The 23,221-nt window shown below is 73.3% G+C and carries 18 protein-coding genes and 2 tRNA genes; 16 read left to right on the top strand and 4 right to left on the bottom strand.

Annotated elements, in window-relative coordinates; translation table 11 throughout:
* Positions 1 to 5: 5 nt before the first annotated feature.
* Entirely contained in the window at positions 6 to 4,496 is a 4,491-nt protein-coding gene (locus ACIRG6_RS18595) for a hybrid sensor histidine kinase/response regulator (protein ID WP_403323578.1), read from the bottom strand.
* Positions 4,497 to 4,735: 239 nt separating this feature from the next.
* Positions 4,736 to 5,251, bottom strand: a complete 516-nt coding sequence (locus ACIRG6_RS18600; RefSeq protein WP_350723843.1) for an SSI family serine proteinase inhibitor — start codon at positions 5,249 to 5,251, stop codon at positions 4,736 to 4,738.
* 169 nt (positions 5,252 to 5,420) lie between these two features.
* Between ACIRG6_RS18600 and ACIRG6_RS18605 the strand changes: the two genes are divergently transcribed.
* From ACIRG6_RS18605 to ACIRG6_RS18640, 8 genes are all read left to right on the top strand, one after another.
* Positions 5,421 to 5,511: transfer RNA gene (locus ACIRG6_RS18605), tRNA-Ser, on the top strand.
* Between the two features lie 212 nt (positions 5,512 to 5,723).
* Positions 5,724 to 5,796: transfer RNA gene (locus tag ACIRG6_RS18610), tRNA-Arg, on the top strand.
* A 418-nt stretch (positions 5,797 to 6,214) separates the two neighbouring features.
* Entirely contained in the window at positions 6,215 to 6,337 is a 123-nt protein-coding gene (locus ACIRG6_RS18615) for a lasso RiPP family leader peptide-containing protein (protein WP_239770972.1), read from the top strand.
* 122 nt (positions 6,338 to 6,459) lie between these two features.
* A complete protein-coding gene (locus ACIRG6_RS18620) occupies positions 6,460 to 8,259 on the top strand; it encodes an asparagine synthase-related protein (protein WP_403323581.1) in 1,800 nt (599 codons plus the stop codon).
* A 7-nt stretch (positions 8,260 to 8,266) separates the two neighbouring features.
* Positions 8,267 to 8,524, top strand: a complete 258-nt coding sequence (locus ACIRG6_RS18625) for a lasso peptide biosynthesis PqqD family chaperone (RefSeq protein WP_239770974.1) — start codon at positions 8,267 to 8,269, stop codon at positions 8,522 to 8,524.
* A complete protein-coding gene (locus ACIRG6_RS18630; RefSeq protein ID WP_403323584.1) occupies positions 8,521 to 8,970 on the top strand; it encodes a lasso peptide biosynthesis B2 protein in 450 nt (149 codons plus the stop codon). The genes ACIRG6_RS18625 and ACIRG6_RS18630 overlap by 4 nt, the downstream gene beginning before the upstream one ends.
* A gap of 2 nt (positions 8,971 to 8,972) precedes the next feature.
* A complete protein-coding gene (locus ACIRG6_RS18635; RefSeq protein ID WP_403323672.1) occupies positions 8,973 to 9,875 on the top strand; it encodes a phytanoyl-CoA dioxygenase family protein in 903 nt (300 codons plus the stop codon).
* Positions 9,872 to 11,032, top strand: coding sequence for a tryptophan dimethylallyltransferase family protein (locus tag ACIRG6_RS18640; protein WP_364675238.1), 1,161 nt, complete (start codon positions 9,872 to 9,874; stop codon positions 11,030 to 11,032). The genes ACIRG6_RS18635 and ACIRG6_RS18640 overlap by 4 nt, the downstream gene beginning before the upstream one ends.
* Here the strand turns inward: ACIRG6_RS18640 and ACIRG6_RS18645 are convergent.
* Complete coding sequence (locus ACIRG6_RS18645; protein WP_403323586.1) at positions 10,984 to 11,880, bottom strand: COX15/CtaA family protein; 897 nt, start codon at positions 11,878 to 11,880, stop codon at positions 10,984 to 10,986. The genes ACIRG6_RS18640 and ACIRG6_RS18645 overlap by 49 nt on opposite strands.
* 226 nt (positions 11,881 to 12,106) lie before the next feature.
* On the opposite strand from ACIRG6_RS18645, the gene ACIRG6_RS18650 reads away from it, so the two are divergent.
* From ACIRG6_RS18650 to ACIRG6_RS18685, 8 genes are all read left to right on the top strand, one after another.
* The gene (locus ACIRG6_RS18650) at positions 12,107 to 12,988 is read left to right on the top strand and encodes a DUF2797 domain-containing protein (RefSeq protein WP_403323587.1); all 882 of its coding nucleotides are present in this window, start codon (positions 12,107 to 12,109) and stop codon (positions 12,986 to 12,988) included.
* 62 nt (positions 12,989 to 13,050) lie between these two features.
* A complete protein-coding gene (locus ACIRG6_RS18655; protein WP_364675230.1) occupies positions 13,051 to 13,968 on the top strand; it encodes an amidohydrolase family protein in 918 nt (305 codons plus the stop codon).
* Between the two features lie 141 nt (positions 13,969 to 14,109).
* Complete coding sequence (locus ACIRG6_RS18660) at positions 14,110 to 14,850, top strand: response regulator transcription factor (RefSeq protein ID WP_030188895.1); 741 nt, start codon at positions 14,110 to 14,112, stop codon at positions 14,848 to 14,850.
* Positions 14,847 to 16,421, top strand: a complete 1,575-nt coding sequence (locus ACIRG6_RS18665) for a sensor histidine kinase (RefSeq protein WP_364675228.1) — start codon at positions 14,847 to 14,849, stop codon at positions 16,419 to 16,421. Before ACIRG6_RS18660 ends, ACIRG6_RS18665 begins: the two co-directional genes overlap by 4 nt.
* Before the next feature lie 14 nt (positions 16,422 to 16,435).
* Positions 16,436 to 17,890, top strand: a complete 1,455-nt coding sequence (locus tag ACIRG6_RS18670; protein ID WP_403323591.1) for a glycosyltransferase — start codon at positions 16,436 to 16,438, stop codon at positions 17,888 to 17,890.
* Positions 17,887 to 20,091: a glycosyltransferase family 39 protein gene (locus ACIRG6_RS18675; protein ID WP_403323594.1), complete on the top strand. Its 2,205-nt coding sequence runs from the start codon at positions 17,887 to 17,889 to the stop codon at positions 20,089 to 20,091. Before ACIRG6_RS18670 ends, ACIRG6_RS18675 begins: the two co-directional genes overlap by 4 nt.
* Before the next feature lie 77 nt (positions 20,092 to 20,168).
* A complete protein-coding gene (locus tag ACIRG6_RS18680) occupies positions 20,169 to 21,662 on the top strand; it encodes an MFS transporter (protein ID WP_365021005.1) in 1,494 nt (497 codons plus the stop codon).
* Between the two features lie 122 nt (positions 21,663 to 21,784).
* Positions 21,785 to 22,540 (top strand): TetR/AcrR family transcriptional regulator, encoded by a 756-nt coding sequence (locus ACIRG6_RS18685; RefSeq protein WP_364819652.1) that lies wholly within the window; start codon positions 21,785 to 21,787, stop codon positions 22,538 to 22,540.
* 202 nt (positions 22,541 to 22,742) lie between these two features.
* Here the strand turns inward: ACIRG6_RS18685 and ACIRG6_RS18690 are convergent, their stop codons facing one another.
* The gene (locus ACIRG6_RS18690) at positions 22,743 to 23,213 is read right to left on the bottom strand and encodes a PPOX class F420-dependent oxidoreductase (protein WP_364675214.1); all 471 of its coding nucleotides are present in this window, start codon (positions 23,211 to 23,213) and stop codon (positions 22,743 to 22,745) included.
* Between the last annotated feature and the right edge of the window lie 8 nt (positions 23,214 to 23,221).

Below are 23,221 nucleotides of genomic sequence, written 5' to 3' on the forward strand. Positions count from 1 at the left end.
CGCCGTCAGTTGGTCCCGATCCGCGCGAGCAGCTCGACGATCCGGGACTGCACCTCGCCGCTGGTGGACCGCTCCGCCAGGAACAGCACGGTCTCGCCGGACGCCAGCCGCGGCAGGTCGGCCTGGTCGACGGCGGCGGTGTAGACGACGAGCGGGGTGCGGTTGAGCTGCCCGTTCGCGCGCAGCCAGTCGACGATCCCGGCGTGTCCCTCCTGACGCCGCTCGATCTGCATCAGGTCCATCACGACCAGGTTCGGCCGGAACTGTCCCGCCAGCGTCACCGCGTCGGCGTCGCTCGCCGCCCGCGCCACCTGCATCCCCCGCCGCTCCAGCGTCGAGGTCAGCGCCAGCGCGATCTCCGCGTGCTCCTCGATCAGCAGGACGCGCGGCGGGTGCTGCTCGCTGTCCCGGGGGGCGAGCGCCTTCAGCAGGACGGCGGGGTCGGCGCCGTAGGCGGCGTCGCGCGAGGCCTGCCCGAGCCCGGCCGTCACCAGCACCGGCACCTCGGCCGCGACGGCCGCCTGCCGCAGCGACTGCAGCGCCGTACGCGTGATCGGCCCGGTCAGCGGGTCGACGAACAGCGCGGCGGGGAACGCCGCCATCTGCGCGTCGACCTCCTCGCGCGAGTGCACGATCACCGGCCGGTAGCCGCGGTCGCTGAGCGCCTGCTGCGTCGAGACGTCCGGCGCGGGCCACACCAGCAGCCGGCGCGGGTTGTCCAGCGGCTCCGGGGGCAGCTCGTCGTCCATCGGCTGCGGACGCGGCGGGTCCGCCACCTCCACGGCCCCGCCGGGACCGTCCAGCGGCTCGGGTCCCTCGGCGGCGTTCCGGTCCGGGGCCCCTATGGCGTACGACCGTCCCGCGCCCTCGGTCATCGGCGCGAGCCGCGGCTGACCGCCCGCCAGGGACGGCTGCTCCTGTCCCTGGGAGGACGGGGGCTTCGGCTGTGCGGGCGCGGTCGGCTGCTCCGCCGCCGGATGCGGGCGGGCCGCCTGTTCCGGGCGCGCGGTGGCCGCCGGGTCGGGCGGGGTGCCCAGCTTGCGGCGCCGGCCGGAGCCGCCCGGCTGATGCGGGGGTGGTGTGGCCGACGGCTGCTGCACCTGGAGCGCCTGCCGGTTGAACGGCACGCCCTGGCCGAGCGTCCGCACGCTGATCGCCCGGCCCTGGGTGGAGTTCGGGTCGACCGGAGCGGAGGTTTCCGCAGGCAGGGGCTGGGCCACGCGCGGCGTGTTCTCCGGCGGCAGCGGGGTGCCCCGGCTCGGGGTGGAGGCGGGAACGTTCTGCGGGGCCGCCGGGGCGGCTGCTGCGCCGGGCGCGGCGGCGGGGCCCGGGGCGGCCGGGGACGCCGTGCCACCCGCGCCGCCGGGCGGCACGGGGGTGCCGGCGCCCGGGGCGTCAGCGGCGGCGGGCCATGGCTGCGGGGCCGGCGCCGGGGCGGCCGGGGCCTGCCCGCCGACAGCGGGCCCGACGGCCTCGGCCGCGGCGGGCACGGGGGTCTCGGTGCCCTCTGTGGGGCCGACGGGCTGGGCGGGGCGCGCCGGTCCGGCGGGCTGGGCGGGGCCGGCGGGTTGCGCCGGTCCGGCGGGCTGAGCCGACCCGGTGGGCTGCGACAGTCCGGCAGGCTGAACAGGACCGGCAGGCTGAACAGGACCGGCAGGCTGAGCGGGTCCGACGGGCTGGGCGAGTCCCGCTGGCTGAACGGGTCCCGCGGGCTGAACGGGTCCCGCGGGCTGGGCCGGTCCAGTGGGCTGCGCCGGTCCGGCGGGCGCGGTGGCTTCCTGCGCGGGTACGCCCTGCCCGGCGGCGCCGCCCTGCGGGGGCACTACGGCACTCCGCTGAGGCACGGGCGCCCCCTGCACCGGACCCCCCTGGGCGGGGATGCCGTGGGCCTGCGCCGTCTGTGCCGTCTGTGCCGCCTGTGCCGCCTGTGCCTGCGGGGCGGCGACGGCCCGGCGACGGCGTCCCGTCGGCGCCTCGGCGGGGTGCGGCTGCGGCGGAGTGTGGTCGTCGGCCTGGTCGTGCGGCACGGCGTCGTGCCGGCCGTCGTCGACCAGGGCGTCGCCGGAAGCAGCCGGGCCGGGCACCTGGACCTGGCCCGCGGCGCCCACGGCGCCCGCCTCCACCGCACCGTCGGACGGCCGGTCGGCCTCCGCGGGTGGCAGGGCGAAGACCTGACGCGGCGCCGCCTCCTGCGCGGCGGCACGCTCGTTCGCGGAGGCCAGGGCACGCCGCCGGCGCCCGGTCGGCCGCGACGCGTCGTCCGGATCCGACTCGCCGGCCTGCGCGGGCAGCGCCGCGGGCAGCGCGTGCTGCTCGTCCCCGGCCCGCCGGGCACGCCGCCCGGTGGGCGCGGGCAGGGCCTGCGGAGAGGAAGGGGCGCCCTGCGGGGAGGCGGGCACGCCCTGCGGCGGTACGGTCCCGCCCAGGCCGGTGTTGGAGGCCGCGGCGCCCTTGGCGTGCTCGGCGGCCATGACGACGGCACCCTCGGAGACACCCGCGGCCCCCGATGCGGGCTGGCCGTCGCCCGCGCCCTCCGCGGGCCGACCCCGCCGGCGCCCGGTACCGCCGGACCCCTCGGCCGACGACGCCTGCGCCGGCACCGGAAGGGCGGCCGGCTCCTGGGCCGCACGGCGCCTGCGCCGCCCGGTCGGCGTGCCGGGCTCGGCATCGGGACCGTCGGCGCCCTCGGCGGACGGGCCCTCGGCATCGCTCTCCAGGAAGGCGTCGACCGACGCCCGCCGGGCCCGGCGCCGCCCGCCGGCGGCGGGATCCTGAGCCGCAACCTCCTGAGTGCCCTCCGCGCCGGAGGCCGGGGCCACGGCCGCGACGGCCCCCGCGCCTCCGCCGATGGGAACCTCCAGGACGTACGCGCTGCCGCTCATGCCCGGCACCTCGTGCGTCTGCAGCACGCCGCCGTGCGCCCGGACGATCCCGCGCACGATCGGCTCGTGCACCGGGTCTCCCCCGGCGTACGGCCCGCGCACCTCGATCCGCACGACCTCGCCGCGCTGCGCCGCCGCCACGACCACGGTGTTGTCCAGGTAACCGCCCGCCGACACCGGCGTGTTGCCGGTCGCGTCGACGCCCGCGACGTCCGCGACGAGGTGCGCCAGCGCGGTGGCCAGCAGCCGGGGGTCGACCTCGGCCTCGATGGGCGGCGCGTGCACGGCGAACTGCACCCGCCCCGGCCCGATCAGCTCGACGGCCCCGTCGACCCCGGAGGCGACGACGGCGTCCAGCATCACCTTGGTGCGGGAGACGTTCTCGCTTCCGACGTCGAGGCGCTGGTAGCCGAGGACGTTGTCGATGAGGGTGGTGATCCGGGTGTACCCGGCCGACAGGTGGTGGAGCACCTGGTTGGCCTCGGGCCACAGCTGCCCGGCGTCGTCGGCGGCCAGCGCGGCCAGCTCGTGGCGCAGCTCCTCCAGCGGCCCCCGCAGGGAGGTCCCGAGGAGGGTGAGCAGTTGCTCGTGCCGGGCGGCGAGCGCCTCGTACCGGTCCTTCTCCCGCTCACCGAGCGCGGCGTAGCGGTCCTCGTTCGCGGCGAGCTCCTCCGCGTGCTTCTCGCGCAGTTCCTCCAGCTCGGTCACGTGCTGCTGGCGCAGCGCGGTCAGCTCGGAGCCGTGCTCCTCGGACAGCCGCTCCAGCTCCTCGGCGTGCCGCTTCTCCGCCTCCTCGTGCTCCGTGACGAGGGCGTCGTACGGCCGCCGGTCGGTGAAGGTCATCACCGCGCCGACGAGCTGGTCGCCGTCGCGCACGGGCGCGGTCGTCAGGTCGACCGGCAGCTTGTCGCCGCTCTTGGAGTACAGCACCTGCCCGCGCACCCGGTGCTTGCGCCCGGAGCGCAGGGTGTCGGCGAGCGGGGACTCGTCGTAAGGGAAGGGGGAGCCGTCGGCGCGCGAGTGCAGGACGAGGGTGTGCAGCTCACGGCCGCCGAGGTCGCTGGCCCGGTAGCCGAGGATCTGGGCGGCGGCCGGGTTGACGAGGACGATGCGCCCATCGGTGTCCGTGCCCACGACGCCCTCGGAGGCGGCCCGCAGGATCATCTCGGTCTGCCGCTGCGAACGCGCCAGCTCGGCCTCGGTGTCGACGGTGCCGGACAGATCGCGGACCACGAGCATCAGCAGCTCGTCGCCGGTGTAGCCGTAGCCGTCGTAGGCCTGCTGCCCGTTCTCCAGGTTGGCGCTGGCGACCTCGACCGGGAACTCGGTGCCGTCCGTGCGCCGGGCGACCATCCGCGTCGGCTTGGTGCGCACCCGCGGATCGATGTGGTCCGGCCGCCGCATGGACCCGGGGATGAGCCGCGAGTCGAACTGCGGCAGCAGATCCAGCAGCCCGCGTCCGACCAGCGCGGTGCCCGGCGCCTCGAAGGCCTCCAGCGCGATGGAGTTCGCGTTGACGACGGTGCCGTTCGCGTTGACCAGGACCAACGCGTCGGGCAGGGCGTCCAGTATGGCTGCGAGGCGAGCAGCGCCTCGGGATGGCCTGCTGCTCACGAGACGCTTCCCTCCTGTTACCGCACTTGCCGACCGCCTGGGCCATCTTGCCAACCGGCCCGCAGCGTGTCACGCGAGGGAGTCTAAGCGCTGGGGCCCGGTCGGCGGCGCGGGATGGGAGGGAGGTCGCACGAGGAAGTGACGTAGAACGTGTGACCGGGTACCACCCCGGTCGGGAACCGGCGTCCGGAACCGGCGGCTCCGGCCGTGTGCCGGACCGGTCCGCCTGCGCCCCCGCCCTACGCCCCTTGCGGCGCCCGCAGATCGGGCAGCAACGGCACCATGCGGTTCCAGCGGGAGACCTGGCAGCCGTCGCTCCGGTCGTAGCGCGCGTCGACGGGGCGGCCGGCCCAGGTGCCGGTGACGTGCGCGGTGGCCGGTCCGCCGTACTGCATGGTGCAGACGCTGCCCTCCGGGACCGGCGCGAAGGTGTCCTGGCCCCAGCGCGTGTCCCGGTCGAGCACGGCGCAGGCGCCGGCCGGGTCGGGGTGGCTGCCGCCGTCCGGGTGGCAGTACAGCTCGTACGTACCGTCCGCGCCCGGGCCGGCGTCCCGGACGGTGACCGTCAGGTGATCACCGGCCCGGTCCTCGTCGCGGACCGGCGGCGGCATCAGCGCGCCGGTGTCCGTACCGGCGCGGGAGCCGGTGTCGGCGTGCGCGCCCGCGGGCACGGCGGCCAGGGAGACGAGGGTGGCGACGGACGCGGCGGCCGCGCCGAGAAGGCGGGCGGCGTCGAGGCGGGAGATCAGCAGCATGACCTGACTAACGCCCCGTCCGGCCGGATGTTGCGCGACCACGCCGTTAAGGGCTTTGCCCTGCGACCCGCCTGCCTAGTACCGTGGGGGTCGATTGGTGACAGCACGCTCAACTGTGTCATCATCGGCACGCGCCACTCGCGCTCGCACGCGAGAGGTGATGTTGTCTGGAGGCGTCGCCTAGTCCGGTCTATGGCGCCGCACTGCTAATGCGGTTTGGGTCTTAAAGCCCATCGAGGGTTCAAATCCCTCCGCCTCCGCACATGATCGACGAAGCCCCGGCCCCTGCGGCCGGGGCTTCGTCGTTGTCCGGGTCCCGTTGGTGCCCCGTCGGACTCCTGGCGACGTTTTCGCAGGTCACAAGGGGTGTGGCCATCGGATTTCACATGACGGCGGCAGTCATGTAATGTTCTTCCTGTCGCCGCGAGCGGGCCGAAAGGACCGGGACCGGCGGGAAAACAGAACAAGACAAGCACTCGTAGCTTAACGGATAGAGCATCTGACTACGGATCAGAAGGTTGCAGGTTCGAATCCTGCCGAGTGCACATGAGCGAAAGGCCCGGACGAGAGTCCGGGCCTTTTGCGTTTCCCCGACGAGCGGGCGGACGTCGGTGACCGAAGGCAGGTCCTCGACCCGCCGCGGCCCGGCGTCTCCGGGAACGTGTCACCAGACGGTCGGGTTGCGACAACATCAGGCAATTGCCGGCCACAACCGCACTCGGCATGTCGGAGTCATGCGGCAGGCCCCACCGCGCTGTCAAGATCACCTTTCACGTCGTGTCGGGCAGTGTTCCGGCCAGGCGCGCTTCCGGCCCCCGCGGTGCGCGGTGACCCGATTTATAGTGCGCCTTTATTCGAGGCCGGCCGCCTGTCCTCCTTGGCCAGAAACCCCATGGGACGCGGCGCCCGATCATGATGTACTCGCTGTGCAAATTCGACCTCCACGAAAGAAGGTGAATTTCGATGACCGAGTACGAGATGACGGAGTACGAGGCTCCCCGGATCGAGCCGATGGGTGACTTCGCCGAGCTGACCATGTGGTACGGCTGGGCGAGCGCCGACGGCGAGGGTGACGCCATCATCTGACGTCGGAGAAATCCGGTCGGCCGAAAGGGAAGAACGTGGATGCATCGTGGTTCGTGGCTTTCTCCGGAGAGCGTGCGGAGGTGTTTCCTGGTTCACCCGGAGAGGCCGACCGGATTTCCACTGTGCGCGACCGTGCGGGAAATATCTGGCTGGTCGCGGACACCACCCATGCGCGTCTGGTCGTCGCCGAGGCGGGCGCCAGACGTCTCGCACTGTTCGGCGAGACGGGCGCCGACGCGGGGCAGCTGGCACGCGTCCTCGACCGGCACGACGACGTACCCGGCGTCATGGACGCCGCCCACCGCCACCCCGGCAGCTTCCACGTCGTCCACACCGACGGACACACCACCTACGTCCAGGGCACCGCCTCGGGCCTGCGGCAGGTGTTCCACGCCCGTACCCCGGACGGCGGCCGTGCCGCGTCCGACTCACCGGAACTGCTGGCCCGCCTGTGCGGGGCCGCTCCCCGGCTGGAGACCGTCGCCTGGGAACTGATGCAGCCGACCCTCGACTACGGCCTGACCGACGCGACCTGCTGGACCGGTGTGCACCGCCTGCCGGCGGACCAACGGCTCCGGATGAACGGCGACCGGGCGGACACCGTCACCTGGTGGCGTCCGCCTGCTGCGGAGCTCCCTCTCGCCGAGGGGGCGCCGCGGCTGAGAGCGGCCCTCGACGCCGCCGTCGGGGCACGCACCGCCACGGCGTCGGGACTGTCCGCGGACCTCTCCGGCGGCATGGACTCCTCGTCGTTGTGTTATTTGCTGGCCGAACAGGGTGCCCATTTCCAGGCGTTCGTCGAGCAGACCGTGGACCCCAATCACGACGACGCACAATGGGCCGCTCTCGCGGCACGGGAAATAGGCTGCGACCTGACCGTGTTCCAGCCCGACGACATACCCGGCCCGTATGACGGGATATGCGACGACGCGGGTGTTCTCGATTTCTCCGTGCCGCACAGTGTGTCCACGCCGTACACGCTGATTCGCAACCGTTCCCGCAAGGCCGCCATGGCGAAGGTTTTCGCCGGTGCCGGCGCCACGGTGCACATGGCCGGCTTCGGCGGCGACGAACTTTTCACCGTCGCCCCCTCCTATTTCAGTGACCTGTACCGTACGTCTCCCCTCAGAGCCCTGCGTGAAATACGCCCGCTGGCCCGTCTGCGGCGCTGGCCGATGCGTGCGGTCATGCGCGCGCTGGCCGGCGGGGAGTCCTATGAGGAATGGGTGGAGGAACAGTTGCGAGGACTGCATCTGCCCCGGCCGGAAAGGCAGGGTCCCACGGTGCAGTGGGGGCCGCTGTGGCGTGTTCCCGCCTGGGCGACGCCGAAGACGGCGGAGGCGGTTCGCGCACTGGCGCTCGCCGGGCCCGGCCGGACTCCGCAGGCGCCCGGGAGATCCGTGCACCTCTCCCTGGCCGGACAGCGCATCGGCGGCCACCGGCTCGCCCCGCTGCGTGAACTGATGCAACGCCAGGGGGTCCTCCTGTCACTGCCGTACATGGACGACGGCGTGCTGGAGGCCGCCCTGGCGGTGTCCCGTGCCGAGAGCCGCCCTGGACTGAGCTACAAACCGGCCCTCAAGGCCGCCATGCAGACCGACGGTCCCAAGGCGGTGCTCTCCCGCGCGACCAAGGGGGAGTTCAGCATGTCGGTGCACCACGGGATCGCCCGCAACCGCCGCAGCCTGCTCGGGCTGTTCGACCGATCCCTGCTCGCCGAGCACGGATTCGTCGATCCGGCACGCCTGCGGTCGAGCATCCGCAACAGCATGCGTCCGCAGGCCGAGACCGCTGCCCTGGAGCTGACCGTGGGCGCCGAGGTATGGCTTCGGACCGCGGTCGCGGCACTGGCCACCCCGCCCGGAGGCGGGGCGGGGCGGCTCCTCGTTCAGCCGGCCCACGCTCCTTCGAACGGAAGTTGACCCACTCGTGCTGAAGCCATCACCCGACGTCGTACTGACGAAGAACGAGGACGCGGCCGTACTGCTCGACAAGAAGTCGGGCGGCTACTACCGCCTGAACCCCATGGCAGTGGCCGTCTACGAGAGCATCTCGGCCGGCCGCCAGGAGACGGACGTCGTCGCGGAACTCCAGGACCGGTTCCCCGATGCCCACGACCGTATCGCCGACGACGTGAGACGCCTGCTCACCACGTTGCGCTCGGCCGGCCTCCTGGTGGCGTCGTGACTCTGCCCATGACGCTGGAGCCGCGCTCGCCGCTCCCGGTGCACAGAAGGGCTCTCCCCCTGGTCGCAGTGGGGCTGAGCCGGCTGCTGATCGCCACCTGCCGCCCGCGCCGTCTCGAGAAGGTCCTGCGGGTTCTCAGCCGCGGTGCCGGGCCGGCCTCGTACGCCGAGGCGCTGCGCGCTCGCAGCGACGTGGTGTCGGTCAGCGGCCGTTGCGCGGGGCAGTACTGCCTGGACCGGTCGGTCGCCGCGGTGCTCCTGGCCCGGTTGCGGGGAAGCTGGCCGGACTGGGTGTCGGGCGTCAACCTCGTGCCGTTCGCCGCACACGCGTGGATCGAGGTGGACGGCCGTCCCGTCGGCGAGGCGCTGAAGCTCGACGGTTTTCAGAAGAACATGGTGGTCGCCCGCCCCCGTGCGGTGGACCGGTCCGCGGAGGAGAAGGCGTGACCATGGACGTCGAGACGGTGACCAAGGAGATAGGGGAGCGGGGATTCGCGCTGATCCCCGATTTCCTGGCCGGCGAGCGGCTCGGCCAGGCGGTCGCGGACATCGCGGAGTACTTTCCCGACCCGGAGGACGGTGCGGTGGACGCCGCCGGCGTCGGCGCGCTCAAGCACGCCGTCCCCTTCCCCTTCACCAGCAACGCCCTGAACCGGATCCCCCTGGACCCGCAGGTCATCGACGTGGCCGGACGCCTGATGGGCACCCGGGACATCCTCCTGACCAGCGCGTTCGTGCAGGCGAAGTACGGCACGGCCTACGGTGCGACCAAGGACCAGTCACTGCACAACGACGCCTGGGCCGTCAACAGCCTCCTTCCGCCCCGCACGGACGGCGCCTACCAGCGGCTCTTCGGCATCGTGTACCTGACCGACGTGACGACCGGGACCGCGCCCACCTATGTCGCGGGCCGTGCCGACGACCTCGGGGTGCCCCTGATCACCTCGCAGGACAGGGCCACCTACAGCGAGAGCGAGTACCCCGCGCTCTACGACCGCGAGCGTCCCGTCGAGGCACCGAAGGGTTCCCTGCTTCTGTTCACCGGCGACCTCGTGCACCGCGGCTCGGCCTACCGGGACCGGTACGGCCGACGGCTCGCGCTGTTCTTCAACCTGCATTCCGCGGCGGCCCGCTGGACCGGCAAACACCTGTGGGCGATGATGCCCGCGTCACCGGACTGGGGGACCTTCCAGGAGCTGATCGTCGGACTCGCTCCGCACCAGCGGCAGGTGCTGGGATTCCCGGAACCAGGCGATCCCTACTGGACGGCGGACACCGCCCGCCGCCTGGCCGAGCTGTACCCGGGCATCGACACGACACCGTACGAGCCGACCGAGCGGGAGCGGGCATGACGGCCGCCCCCGTCCCTCCGACGGCCACACCCGTTCCCCCGGCGCCCGGCCACGGCCCGGCCCGGCGGGAGGGATACGCCGGGCAGGCGGCGCGCGGCCTTTCCTGTCTGGGGCGGCTGTTCGGCCAGGAACCGGGTTTCGCCGGGGTGGCGCAGGACGCGGTGGACCTGCTGTTCGGCACGTGGGGGCACCGCACCGCGCGGGGCATCGACGAGCCGGAGGCGGCACGGGGCCGGGCACCCTTCGAGTTCTCCCTGGTGATGAAGGACCGCGGCCCGGAGATCAGGATCTTCCTCCGCCCCCTGTCCGACGAAGGACCGACCACCGCGACCGGCAGCTGGGAGAACGGCTGGCGCACGCTGCGCGCGCTCGAGGAGTGCGGCGCCGCGTCCCTGACCCGGGCCCGCACCGTGCGGGACCTCTTCGTCCCCCGCAGCGAGCAGGCCGCGTTCGGGATGTGCGTCGCGGCGACGGTCCGGCCCACGGGAGTCGCCGACGCCAAGGTGTACTTCGACACCCTGGCCGCCGGCACCGCCGACAACCGGCGCGTCATCGGTGAGGCGATGGACCGCCTCGGACACGGCGCGGCGTGGCGGTGGCTGCGGCGACACGATGCGGAGGGCATGACGCGTCTGATGCCGGCGTTCCTCGCGCTCGACCTCGACGACTCGCCCCGGGCCCGGACCAAGTTCTACACGACGGTGGACGAGCGGTCCGGCGATGCGCTCCGCACGCGGCTGACCAGGCTGTCCGGTGTGGCCGGCCGGAAGGCCGACGGCCTCCTGCGGGCCCTGTCGGCCGACGGTCCCGACGCGCTGGCCGGGCCCGGCACCCGGCCGACTCTTTGCTGGAACCTGTCGGAGCCGGGGGTGGAACGCCCCGACGACGCCACGCTGTACGTGCCCTTCCAGCGCTACACGCCGTCCGGCTCGGAGGCCCTGGCCCGGTTGCGGCCGTACGTACGCCCGGCGGACCTGACCCGGCTGGCCCGTCTCCTGGCCCACGGCGCGGTGGAGGAGGGGCAGCCGCAGGCCGGGGAACACGGGCCGAACGCGTTCCACTGGGCGGCGGCCAAGCTGAACCGCGAGGCGCGGGACCCGCTGACCCTTTACGTGTCGGCGGCGATCGTGGACCGGGCGAGCGGCGCGGAGAGCTGATCGACGGCCGGCTGCCCGTCCGTCACCTGCCGCTTCACCACGAGTACGACGCTGACCGCACCGGCCCACACCAGGGCGGAACCGAGCAGATGCAGGATGACCGCCACCGCGGGCAGGGAGGTGAGCGACTGGAACAGCCCGACGGCGCCCTGTGCCACGAAGACGGCGAGGAACACCCCGGTGCGCCGGCGAGCCGGGGAGCCGGCGGGCAGAGCGGCCAGCAGCAGACCGCCCACGACGAGGCAGCCCGCGGCGATCAGCCCGTGCACGACGGTGACGCCCGCCCAGTGGAACGGCATCCGGCTCACGTCGGAGGAGTCGCCCGCGTGCGGTCCGGAGCCGGTGACCGCGGTGCCCACCACGAGCAGGACGAAGGTCCCCGCCAGCAGAAGACGGCCCAGGGCCACGGCGCGCCCCGGCCGGGGCATCGGCGCGGGCACCTCGGGCTCCGGTCGGCGCACGCGTTCCCAGGTGACCACTGCCGTGGCCAGCAGCAGCGCCGCGGCGAGGAAGTGCGCGGCGACGATGTACGGGCTGAGCCGCATCCACACCGTGACGCCTCCGACAACGGCGTTGAGGACGACGACCCAGAACTGGGCCCAGGCCCCCCGCAGCACCTCGCGCGACGGATCGCGCTGCAGCCGTGCGGCGACGATGAGCCAGCCGACCACCACGCACAGGACGCCGGTCAGCAGCCTGTTGCCGAACTCGATCGCGCCGTGCAGGCCCATCTCGGCCGTGGGCGCCAGCCTCTCGCCGGTGCACGACGGCCACTCGGGGCAGCCGAGCCCCGATCCGGTGACCCGCACCACGCCACCGGTGACGATGATCCCGACGGCTGCCACCACCGACGCCACCGCCGCGCTGTGCAGGCTCCGAGGCCCCCATGTGTACCGACCGGCCAGCCAGGAGAGCGGTGTCCGCACGATGACCCCTCACTGATGATGCGCGTGTTCCCCCGGGCTCATCCTAGGTGGCGCCGTCGAAGGGCCCTGCTTCTACGGTGCGGTTCAGGACAGGGTGCGGTGTCGGGCGACCGGGCCTTGTCAGTGGTGGCTCGTACGCTCGTGGGTGATGGCACAGGCATGGAAGTGCGCGGGGCTGCGGTGGGTGGCGGGCGGCCCTGTGCTGACGTGGGTCGGTGGGCGGCGCAGTGCGCTGACCAGGGGGAAGCGGGTGGCCTTCGAGGTCGCGGCAGGGGGTGTGCGGACGTGTGTCGGGGCGCGGGGGCACGCGTGTCCGGCCGGGGTGGCCGTGCCGGGACGGAGTACGGGGGCGCGGTGCGAGGAGTGCGCGCGGCTGGATCGGGCGCACTCGGTGGCCGCGGACACGATCGCCGATGATCCCCGGCCGTACCGGGTGTACGTGGCGTGGTTCGGGCCGGGGCTCGTCAAGGTGGGGATCACCGGGGTCGACAGGGGATCGGCTCGGCTGCTGGAGCAGGGGGCGGTGTGTTTCAGCTGGCTGGGGACCGGGCCGTTGATGGCCGCGCGGCGGACGGAGGAACTGCTGCGGGCCGCGCTGCGGGTGCCCGACCGCATTCCGTACGCCCAGAAGCGGGCGGTGCGGGCCGCGCTGCCGGCGACGGAGGAGGAGCGGGCGGCCGAGATCGCCGAACTGCACGGGCGGGCGGTGGCGCTCGGGGGCTGGCCGGAGTCGCTGACGCCGGAGCCGTTCCGGGGAGTGGATCACGTACGGGTGTTCGGGCTCGCGGAGCGGGAGCGGGGGCCGGGAGCCGTGGGGGAGGTGGTCGAGCTGGTGGCGGGGGGTGCGGTCGGGGGTGAGCTGGTGTCGGTCGCCGGGCCGGATCTCCATCTGGCCACGGAGCGGGGGGTCGTCGTGCTCGACACGCGGCTGATGACGGGGTGGGAGCTGCTGGCCGCCGAGGGGGACCGGTGCGCCGTTCCCGTGCGGGAGTTCAAGGGGGCCGCCGGAATTCAGGACGAGCTTTTCTGATCCGGTGTCTTCTTCGGCCGGGAGGTGGACCCCGTCCCGCTTCCGGGGAGATCGTGGGCCACATGAGTGATCACCGCATCGCGCCGGGAGCCGGTCCCGAGGAGGTCCGGCACGTCCGTGGCTTCTGGGAGGAACTCGGGCTGCCCGGTCTCGTCGACGTGCACACGCACTTCATGCCCGAGCGGGTGCTGCGCAAGGTCTGGGGGTACTTCGACGCGCTCGGTCCGCTGACCGGCGGGGTGGAGTGGCCGATCACCTACCGGAGGGAGGAAGAGGAACGGACGGCGCTGCTCCGCGAGTTCGGGGTGCGGGCCTTCACCGCCATGCTGTACCCGCACAAGCCGGGCATGGCGCAGTGGCTGAACGACTGGGCGGTGGACTTCGCCCGCCGGACACCCGACTGCCTGCACACCTCCACCCTCTTCCCGGAACCCGGCGTCGAGGCGTACGTCGGCCGGGCCGTCGAGGCGGGGGCGCGGGTCTTCAAGGCACATGTGCAGGTGGGCGCGTACGACCCCGCCGACGAGCTGCTCGACGGGGCCTGGGGACTGCTCGCCGACGCGGGAGTTCCGGTGGTGATCCACTGCGGTTCCGGGCCCGCGCCGGGCAAGCACACCGGGCCCGAGCCGATCGCGCGGGTGCTGGCGAGGCACCCCCGGCTGCGGCTGGTCGTCGCGCACCTCGGGATGCCGGAGTACGAGGACTTCCTGGACCTCGCCGAGCGCTACGGCGAGGTACGGCTGGACACGACCATGGCGTTCACCGACTTCAGCGAGCGCCTGGCACCCTTCCCCCGGCGGGCCCTGCCCCGGCTGGCCGGCCTCGGCGACCGCGTCCTGCTCGGGTCCGACTTCCCCAACATCCCGTATCCCTACCTGCATCAGCTGCACGCGCTGGAGCGGCTGGAGCTGGGGGACGCGTGGCTGCGGGCCGTGTGCCACGACAACGCGGCCCGGCTGTTCGGGCTGCCCGAGGGCTGACCGGGCTGACCGGGCTGACCGGGCTGAAGGGGCTGACCGGTGGCGCGCCCAAGAGATTCCTGAGAGGCCCCTGTGCGTTTCTCAGAGAAATCACAGCTTGGAGAAAGGGTGTTCTCAGAGCACCCCGACATCGTGTCCGGTATGACCACGACCTCGCCCCAGGGGCGCACCGAACTGCTGAGGCCGGACGGGAGCCCCGTCCGGGTGCTTGTGGTGGACGACGAGCTGTCCATCACCGAACTGCTGTCCATGGCCCTGCGCTACGAGGGCTGGCAGATCCGCAGCGCGGGTGACGGGCACGGTGCCGTCCAGGCCGCGCGCGAGTTCCGGCCCGACGCCGTCGTCCTGGACATGATGCTGCCCGACATGGACGGGCTGAGCGTGCTGGGGCGGCTGCGCCGCGACCTGCCGGACGTGCCGGTGCTGTTCCTGACCGCCAAGGACGCGGTGGAGGACCGCATCGCCGGGCTGACCGCGGGCGGGGACGACTACGTCACCAAGCCCTTCAGCCTGGAGGAGGTCGTCGCCCGGCTGCGCGGCCTGATCCGCCGCTCGGGCGCCGCCGACCGGCGCTCCGACTCCGTCCTCGTCGTCGGCGACCTCACCCTCGACGAGGACAGCCACGAGGTCACCCGCGGCGGCGACGGCATCCACCTCACCGCCACCGAGTTCGAGCTGCTGCGCTTCCTGATGCGCAATCCGCGGCGCGTGCTCAGCAAGGCGCAGATCCTGGACCGCGTGTGGTCCTACGACTTCGGCGGCCAGGCCAACGTCGTCGAGCTGTACATCTCCTACCTGCGCCGGAAGATAGACGCCGGTCGCGAGCCGATGATCCACACCCGGCGCGGCGCCGGTTACCTGATCAAGCCCGCGGTGTCATGAGCCGACGGCGACGCCCGCGGCCGCGGACCCTGCGGACGCGGCTCGTTGTCGCGTCGGTGGCCCTGATCGCCGTCGTGTGCGCGGTGATCGGCACGGTGACGACGCTGGCGCTGCGGTCGCACCTGTACGAGCAGCTGGACGGGCAGGTGCACGAGGTCGCGATGCGGGTGTCCGGATTCGGGCCGCCGGGTGATCCCCGGGCCGGCGTCGGTGTGCCGCAGCGGATGGACCTGGACGAGTTCGTCCGGCACGGACCGCAGCCGCGCGGCACGATCGTCGCCGAGGTGCGGGGCAGCGCCGTCACCGACGCCAGGTACGGCAAGGAGGACAAGGAGAGCACCGACCTCAGCCGCACGGCGGCGGTCGCCCTGGACGAGGCCCAGCGCGCCGTGCTCGCCACCGTCTCCCGGGACGGCACGGCGCACACCGTGGAGGTCCCCGGCCTCGGCGACTACCGCGTGGAGTACCGCGACGGCTACTACGCCGCCCTCCCCACCGCGGACGTCACCGGCACCATCAGCACGCTGATCCTCGTGGAGGCGAGTGTCACCGCCGCCGGCCTCATCGCCGCCTCCCTCGCCGGGACCGTCATCGTCGGCGTCGCCACCCGCCCCCTGCGCAGGGTCGCCGCCACCGCCACCCGCGTCTCCGAACTCCCCCTGCACGCGGGTGAGGTGAACCTGGACGAACGCGTCCCGGAGTCCGAGTGCGACCCGCACACCGAGGTCGGCCGGGTCGGCTCCGCGCTGAACCGGATGCTGAACCACGTGCACGGAGCCCTGCACGCACGGCAGGAGAGCGAGACGCGGGTACGGCGGTTCGTCGCGGACGCCAGCCACGAGCTGCGCACGCCCCTCGCCTCCATCCGCGGGTACGCCGAACTCACCCGCCGGGGACGCGAACAGGTCGGCCCCGACACCCGGCACGCGCTGGGCCGCATCGAGTCCGAGGCCGGGCGCATGACCCTGCTGGTCGAGGATCTGCTGCTGCTCGCCCGCCTGGACGCCGGGCGCCCGCTGGAGTTCGAGCAGACCGACCTCGTCCCGCTCGTCGTGGACACCGTCAGCGACGCCCGCGCGGCCGGCCTCGACCACGTCTGGCGGCTCGACCTGCCCGACGAACCGGCGCTGGTGTCGGCGGACGCCGCCCGGCTCCAGCAGGTGCTGGTCAATCTGCTGGCCAACGCCCGCACTCACACCCCGCCCGGTACGACCGTCACCGCGCGGGTGCGGCACAGCGGGCCCTGGCTGTGCGTGGACGTCGAGGACAACGGGCAGGGCATCCCGCCCGCGCTGCTGCCGCACGTCTTCGAGCGCTTCGCGCGCGGGGACTCGGCGCGGTCCCGGGCGACCGGCTCGACGGGCCTCGGGCTCGCCATCGTGCAGGCCGTGACGACCGCGCACGGCGGCGGGGTGAGCGTCGACAGCGTGCCGGGGCGGACGGTCTTCACCGTGCACCTGCCCGCGCTGCCCGCGCTGCCCGCAGCGCCCGCAGTGCTCGCGCAGGACAGCGCACGACCGTACTCACAGGTACAGCACAGCCTCACCACACGGGTGCGACAGGGCAGTTGAGAAGAGTCGGTCCCATGCGAACCGACTCTTCTCCCGGCTCCCTGCCGGCGCGGGAGCACCTCCCGGCCGCAGGAGCCGGTACGCCTGTCCTGGACGTGGTGATCCCCGTCTACAACGAGGAGAAGGACCTGCGGCCGTGCGTCCTGAGACTGCACGAGCACCTCACCCGCACCTTCCCGTACGCGTTCCGCATCACGGTCGCGGACAACGCCTCCACGGACGCCACCCCGCAGGTGGCGGCGCGGCTGGCGGCGGAGCTCGCGGAGGTCAGGTCCTCCCGGCTGGAGCAGAAGGGCCGGGGCCGGGCCCTCGGGACCGTCTGGTCGGCCTCCGACGCCCCGGTCCTCGCCTACATGGACGTCGACCTGTCCACCGACCTCAACGCGCTGCTGCCGCTGGTGGCCCCGCTGATCTCCGGCCACTCGGACCTGGCGATCGGCTCACGGCTCGCCCGCAGCTCGCGGGTCGTGCGCGGCGCCAAGCGGGAGTTCATCTCCCGCACCTACAACCTCATCCTGCGCGGCTCCCTCCAGGCCCGCTTCTCCGACGCCCAGTGCGGCTTCAAGGCGATCCGCCGGGACGTGGCCCAGGTGCTGCTGCCGCTGGTGGAGGACACCGGCTGGTTCTTCGACACCGAGCTGCTGGTGCTCGCCGAGCGGGCCGGGCTGCGGATCCACGAGGTGCCGGTCGACTGGATCGACGACCCGGACTCCACCGTGCACATCGTGCGGACGGCGACCGACGACCTCAGGGGCGTCTGGCGGGTCGGCAAGGCCCTGGCCACGGGTTCGCTTCCGCTGGACCGGCTGGCCCGGCCGTTCGGTGACGACCCGCGCGACCGGGACATCAAGGACGTACCGCAGGGCCTGGCCCGGCAGCTCGTCGGCTTCTGCGTCGTCGGAGTCCTGTCCACCCTCTTCTACCTGGTGCTCTACAGCGGCTTCCGGGTCTTCGCCGGGTCCCAGCTCGCCAACGCGCTGGCCCTGCTGGTGTCGGCGGTCGCCAACACCGCCGCCAACCGGCGGCTGACCTTCGGGGTGCGCGGCCGGGGCCGCGCGGTGCGCCATCAGGCGCAGGGGCTGGTCGTCTTCGGCATCGGTCTGGCCCTCACCAGCGGTTCGCTCGCCGCCCTGAGCGCGGCGACGGCCGACCCGGCCCATTCCACCGAGCTGGCGGTGCTGATCGCCGCCAACCTCGCCGCCACCGTGCTGCGCTTCCTGCTCTTCCGCGCCTGGGTGTTCCCGGACGCGCCGCCCGCCGCCCCGCAGGCGCCGGCCGCCCCGGACCCGCGCCCGTACGCGGCGGCCCCGTACGGAGCGGCCCCGCACGAGGCGACGCCGTACGCCGCGCCCGCCTGCCCGACGACCTCGTTCCGCGCCGGCGACGTCGCGGAACACCCCCGGGGTGACGCCACCGTGCGACTGGCGCCGGTACGCCCCGCCGACACCGACCCGAGGGACGGACGATGACGACGCACTACGACCGGACGACGTACGAGGGGGACGCGCGTCCCGCCGACAGCGGCGCCCCGCCCCCGGCACGGCCTCCCCGGCCATCCGCCGAGGCCCTGCCCCGCAGACTGTGGCGGGGCCGCCCCGAGGACCCGAGCTGGGTGCGCCCGGCCTTCCTCGGCCTGCTGCTGGCCACCGCGCTGCTCTACCTCTACAACCTGAGCGCCTCCGGCTACGCCAACTCCTTCTACTCGGCGGCCGTGCAGGCGGGCAGCCAGTCCTCGAAGGCGTTCTTCTTCGGCTCGCTCGACGCCGGCAACGCCATCACCGTCGACAAGCCCCCGGCCGCTCTGTGGCCGATGGCGCTGGCGGTGCGGATCTTCGGGCTGAGCTCCTGGTCGATCCTCGTCCCCGAGGTGCTGATGGGCGTCGCGACGGTCGCCGTCGTGTACGCGGCCGTACGCCGCCGCTTCAGCCCGGCCGCCGGACTGATCGCCGGCGTGGTGCTCGCGCTCACGCCCGTCGCCGCGCTGATGTTCCGGTTCAACAACCCGGACGCGCTGCTGGCGCTGCTGATGTCCGTGGCCTGCTGGTTCGTCGTGCGCGCGCTGGAGGACGGCCGGACCAAGTGGCTGATGTGGGCCGGTGCCGCGATCGGCTTCGCGTTCCTGGCGAAGACCCTCCAGGCCTTCCTGATCCTGCCCGCGCTCGCCCTGGTCTACGGCGTCTGCGCCCCGGTCGGGCTGAAGAAGCGGCTTGGCCAGCTGGCGCTGGCGACCGCCGCGATCGTCGTCTCCGGCGGCTGGTGGGTCGCGGTCGTCGAACTGTGGCCCGCGTCGTCGCGGCCGTACATCGGCGGCTCGCAGAACAACAGCTTCCTGGAGCTGACCTTCGGCTACAACGGCCTCGGCCGGCTCAACGGCGAGGAGACCGGCAGCGTCGGCGGCGGGGGCGGCCCCGGCGGCGGGGCCGGCGGGCAGTGGGGCGAGACCGGCTGGGACCGGATGTTCAACTCCGAGATCGGCGGCCAGATCTCCTGGCTGCTGCCGGCCGCGCTGATCCTGCTGGTCGCGGGCCTGATCGCCACGCGCGGGCGCGGCCGCACCGACGCCACCAGGGCGTCCTTCCTGGTGTGGGGCGGCTCGCTGCTGATGACCACGGCGGTCTTCAGCTACATGGCGGGCATCTTCCACCAGTACTACACGGTGGCCCTCGCCCCCTACCTGGCGGCCGTGGTCGGCATGGGCGCGGCGGCCCTGTGGGAGCGGCGCGAGCGGATCTGGGTGTCCCTGGCGCTCGCCGCCGCCGTCACGGCGACCGCCGCCTGGGGGTACGTCCTGCTGAACCGCACGCCGGACTACCTGCCGTGGCTGCGGTGGCTGGTCCTCGTCGGCGGCCTGGTCGCCGCGCTCGGGCTCGTCTTCGTGGGGCGGCTGGGGCGGCGGATCGCCCTCGCGGTGGCGGGGCTGGGCGTCGTGGCGGCGCTGGCCGGGCCGACCGCGTACACGCTCAGCACCGTGCAGGAGGGGCACAGCGGCTCCATCGTCACGGCCGGTCCGGCCGGCGCGAGTATGAGGGGCGGCCCGGGCGGTGGCGGCCGGGGCGGCGCCTTGCCGGACGGCGGAAACGCGCCGGGTCGGGCCCAGGGCCAGGGGCAGGGCGGTCCGGGCAACGGCACCGGCGGCTTCCCGGGCGGTGCGCCGGGCGGGAACCAGCCGGGCAACGGCTTCCCCGGCGTCGGCCAGAACGGCCAGACGCCCCCCGGCGGCCAGACGGGCCCGAACGGCTGGAACGGCGCCACCGGCGAGGGCGGCCGCGCGGGCGGCATGGGTGGCGGCATGGGTGGCCTGCTCAACGGCGCCGAGGTCGACGCCGAGGCGAAGAAGCTGCTGGAGACCGACGCCGACCGGTACACCTGGGTCGCGGCGGCGATCGGCTCGCAGAACGCCGCGAGCTACCAGCTCGGCACCGGCGACCCGGTGATGGCGATCGGCGGCTTCAACGGCACCGACCCCTCACCCACGCCGGCCCAGTTCAAGAAGTACGTGGAGGACGGCAGGATCCACTACTTCATCTCCGGCGGCGGCATGGGCGGCGGCATGGGCGGCGGCTCCGGCAGCTCGTCGCAGATCACCTCGTGGGTCGAGGCCAACTTCAAGAAGGTCACAGTGGGTTCGGCCACGTTCTACGACCTCACGCAGCCGGCCGGCGGCAGCTGAGCGACCGACGCTGAACAGAGACAGGGACTCCTTTACGGCGTTGTACGCCGTAAAGGAGTCCCTATACGCTGTAAGACATGACGACGTCCTCGCAGGAACAGGCACCGGCCGGGCCCGTGGTCCGGGCCCACCCGCAGCGCTGGCTGATCCTCGGTGTCATCAGCCTCGCCCAGCTGACCGTGGTGCTGGACAACACCGTGCTGAACGTGGCCATCCCCTCGCTCACCGGCGAACTCGGGGCCGCCACGTCCGACATCCAGTGGATGATCAACGCCTACTCACTGGTGCAGTCCGGGCTGCTGCTCACCGCGGGCAGCGCGGCCGACCGCTACGGCCGCAAGAAGATGCTCACCGCGGGCCTGGCCCTGTTCGGCCTGGGCTCGCTCGCGGCCGGCCTCGCGGACACCGCCGGTCAGCTGATCGCCGCCCGGGCCGGCATGGGCGTCGGCGGCGCGCTGCTGCTGACCACCACGCTCGCCGTGGTCATGCAGATCTTCACGCCCGAGGAGCACCCGAAGGCGATCGGCATCTGGAGCGCGGTCAGCGCGCTCGGTTTCGCGAGCGGGCCGCTGATCGGCGGCTTCGTGCTGGACCACTTCTGGTGGGGCGCGATCTTCCTGATCAATCTGCCGGTCGTGGCGCTGGGTCTCGTCGCGGTCGTGGCCCTGGTCCCCGAGTCGAAGAACCGGCGGGGCGACCGCCCCGACCTGCTCGGCGCCGTCCTCTCCACGATCGGCATGGCCGCCCTGGTCTACGCGATCATCTCCGGCCCCGGGCACGGCTGGACGTCCGGCAGGGTGCTCGCCACGGCAGCCGTCGCCGTGGTGGTCCTCGCGCTCTTCGCGTACTGGGAGAGCCGTGTCCCGTACCCCATGCTCGACCTGCACTTCTTCCGCGACCAGCGGTTCACCGGCGCGGTCGCCGGTGCCGTGCTGGTCACCTTCGGCATGGGCGGCGCGCTCTTCCTGCTCACCCAGCACCTGCAGTTCGTGCTCGGCTACGGCCCCCTGGAGGCGGGACTGCGGACCGCTCCGCTGGCCCTGACGGTGGTGCTGTTGAACTTCTCCGGCGTCAGCGCGAAGTGGCTGGCCCGGCTGGGCGCGCCGAAGTCGGTGCTGCTGGGCATGGTGCTGATGTCCGCCGGCCTGATGGTCATCGCCACGCTGACCGCCCAGGGCTACGCCGGCACGCTGCTGGGCCTGCTGCTGGTCGGCGCGGGGTGCGCGGTGGCCAACCCGGCCATGGCACACGCGATCATGAGCGCGATACCGCCGGCCAAGGCGGGGATCGGCGCGGGCATCAACGGCACGTTGGCGGAGTTCGGCAACGGTCTGGGCGTGGCCGTGCTGGGCGCGGTGCTGACCTCGCGGTTCGCGGCGCTGGCGCCGGTGGCGGCGGCGTCGTTGCCGGCCGCGCTGGCCTCGGCACGGGGGGAGGGGGAGCGGGCGCGGGTCATCGACGCGTTCTCCTCCGGAGTGGAGAGCAGCCAGCTGGTGGGGGCGGGGGCCGTTCTGCTCGGTGGGGTGGTCGCGGCGGTGCTGTTGCGGCGGGCGGCGCGGAGCGGCGCCTAGGAGCTCGGGTGGAGTGCGCCGTCGCGCGCGTGTGGGCCTTTCGTGGCTGGTCGCGCAGTTCCCCGCGCCCCTTCCGGGGGCGCTTAGCATGACCGGCAACCGAGAGATCGAGGCGAGTGCGCATGGCGAAGGCAGGGCGGCAGGGGCCGAAGGCCAGTGTCTGGCTCGGGGGCGGGGCTCGCCGCGGCGGGCGGGGCGGCGGGCAGCCGTCCGGGCTCGACCGGGAGCGGATCACCGAGGTCACCGTCCGGCTGCTGGACGCCGAGGGTCTGGCCAAGTTCTCCATGCGCCGCCTGGCCGCGGAGCTGAACGTGACGGCGATGTCCGTCTACTGGTACGTCGACACCAAGGACGAACTGCTGGAACTCGCCCTGGATGCCGTCTTCGGCGAGCTGCGGGTGCCCGACCCGGAAGCCGAGGACTGGCGCGACCAGCTGCGCACGCTGGCCGGGGAGAACCGCGCGCTGCTGGTGCGCCACCCCTGGCTGTCCCAGCTCATCGGCACCTACCTCAACATCGGCCCCAACTCGCTGGCCTTCTCCCGGGCGGTACAGCGCGTCATCCGCCGCACCGGCCTGCCCGCGCACCGGGTGACCGGTGCCATCGCGGCCGTCTTCCAGTTCGTCTACGGCTACGGCACGATCGAGGGCCACTTCTTCGGCCGCGCGGCGGACACCGGCCTGAGCCCGGACGAGTACTTCCAGCACTCCATGAGCGCGGTGAACGAGTCGCCGGACACCGCGGGCGTCATCGAGGAGTCCCAGGACATCATGGCGGCCCGCGGCGGCGACACCGTGGCGGAGATGCTGGAGCGGGACTTCGACTTCGCCCTGGAGCTGCTCATCGCGGGCATCGAGGCGATGGTGAGGCGCGCCTAGGCCCTGTCGTCGAACTCCCGTCCGCCTGGCGGCGTCCTGCACGCTCCCCCGGAGGGGGTGCCCCCATTCGCCGCACCGGCCCCTGACCCGGTACGTCCCGTACGAGGGGCAGGGGCCGGCACGCCGAGAGCCCGCACCTGACGCCGCAAGGCCCGCCCTCCGGGCGGACGACGGGAGTTCGACGACAGGGCCCAGCGGCCGCTCAGTCGTCCTTCGCCAGCCGTGCCGGGAAGCCGCCCGTCGCCACCGGCCCCCATGTCCCGGGCGTCACCCGGATGATCGACTTGCCCTGCTCGACCATGGCCCGCCGGTACTCGTCCCAGTCGGGGTGCTCGCCGGCGATGTTGCGGTAGTACTCCACGAGTGGCTCCACCGAGTCGGGGGTGTCGATGACCTCCGCCGTGCCGTCGATCTGGACCCAGGGGCCGTTCCACTCGTCGCTGAGCACGATGAGGCTGACCCGCTCGTCCCGCCGGGCGTTGCGCGTCTTGGCCCGTTCCGGGTAGGTGGAGACCACGATCCGGCCCGAGTCGTCGACCCCGCAGGTCAGCGGCGACCCCTGCGGGCTGCCGTCGGCCCGCCGGGTCAGCAGGACGGCGCGGTGCCGGGGGCGCACGAAGTCCAGCAACTCGTCGAGGGACACGCGGGTGTTGGTCGCGATGTTCGGTGCCATGCCGCCAG

This window comes from Streptomyces flaveolus (assembly GCF_044765825.1).
GTDB lineage: Bacteria > Actinomycetota > Actinomycetes > Streptomycetales > Streptomycetaceae > Streptomyces > Streptomyces flaveolus.

What these genes read in the sequence shown, in the direction of transcription:
- ACIRG6_RS18670 (WP_403323591.1), top strand. Translation starts at nt 16,436, where the DNA reads ATGCGAACCGACTCTTCTCCCGGCTCCCTGCCGGCGCGGGAGCACCTC.
- ACIRG6_RS18635 (WP_403323672.1), top strand. Translation starts at nt 8,973, where the DNA reads ATGGACGTCGAGACGGTGACCAAGGAGATAGGGGAGCGGGGATTCGCG.
- ACIRG6_RS18600 (WP_350723843.1), bottom strand. Translation starts at nt 5,251, where the DNA reads ATGCTGCTGATCTCCCGCCTCGACGCCGCCCGCCTTCTCGGCGCGGCC.
- ACIRG6_RS18665 (WP_364675228.1), top strand. Translation starts at nt 14,847, where the DNA reads ATGAGCCGACGGCGACGCCCGCGGCCGCGGACCCTGCGGACGCGGCTC.
- ACIRG6_RS18660 (WP_030188895.1), top strand. Translation starts at nt 14,110, where the DNA reads ATGACCACGACCTCGCCCCAGGGGCGCACCGAACTGCTGAGGCCGGAC.
- ACIRG6_RS18650 (WP_403323587.1), top strand. Translation starts at nt 12,107, where the DNA reads ATGGCACAGGCATGGAAGTGCGCGGGGCTGCGGTGGGTGGCGGGCGGC.
- ACIRG6_RS18655 (WP_364675230.1), top strand. Translation starts at nt 13,051, where the DNA reads ATGAGTGATCACCGCATCGCGCCGGGAGCCGGTCCCGAGGAGGTCCGG.
- ACIRG6_RS18675 (WP_403323594.1), top strand. Translation starts at nt 17,887, where the DNA reads ATGACGACGCACTACGACCGGACGACGTACGAGGGGGACGCGCGTCCC.
- ACIRG6_RS18685 (WP_364819652.1), top strand. Translation starts at nt 21,785, where the DNA reads ATGGCGAAGGCAGGGCGGCAGGGGCCGAAGGCCAGTGTCTGGCTCGGG.
- ACIRG6_RS18640 (WP_364675238.1), top strand. Translation starts at nt 9,872, where the DNA reads ATGACGGCCGCCCCCGTCCCTCCGACGGCCACACCCGTTCCCCCGGCG.
- ACIRG6_RS18690 (WP_364675214.1), bottom strand. Translation starts at nt 23,213, where the DNA reads ATGGCACCGAACATCGCGACCAACACCCGCGTGTCCCTCGACGAGTTG.
- ACIRG6_RS18615 (WP_239770972.1), top strand. Translation starts at nt 6,215, where the DNA reads ATGACCGAGTACGAGATGACGGAGTACGAGGCTCCCCGGATCGAGCCG.
- ACIRG6_RS18680 (WP_365021005.1), top strand. Translation starts at nt 20,169, where the DNA reads ATGACGACGTCCTCGCAGGAACAGGCACCGGCCGGGCCCGTGGTCCGG.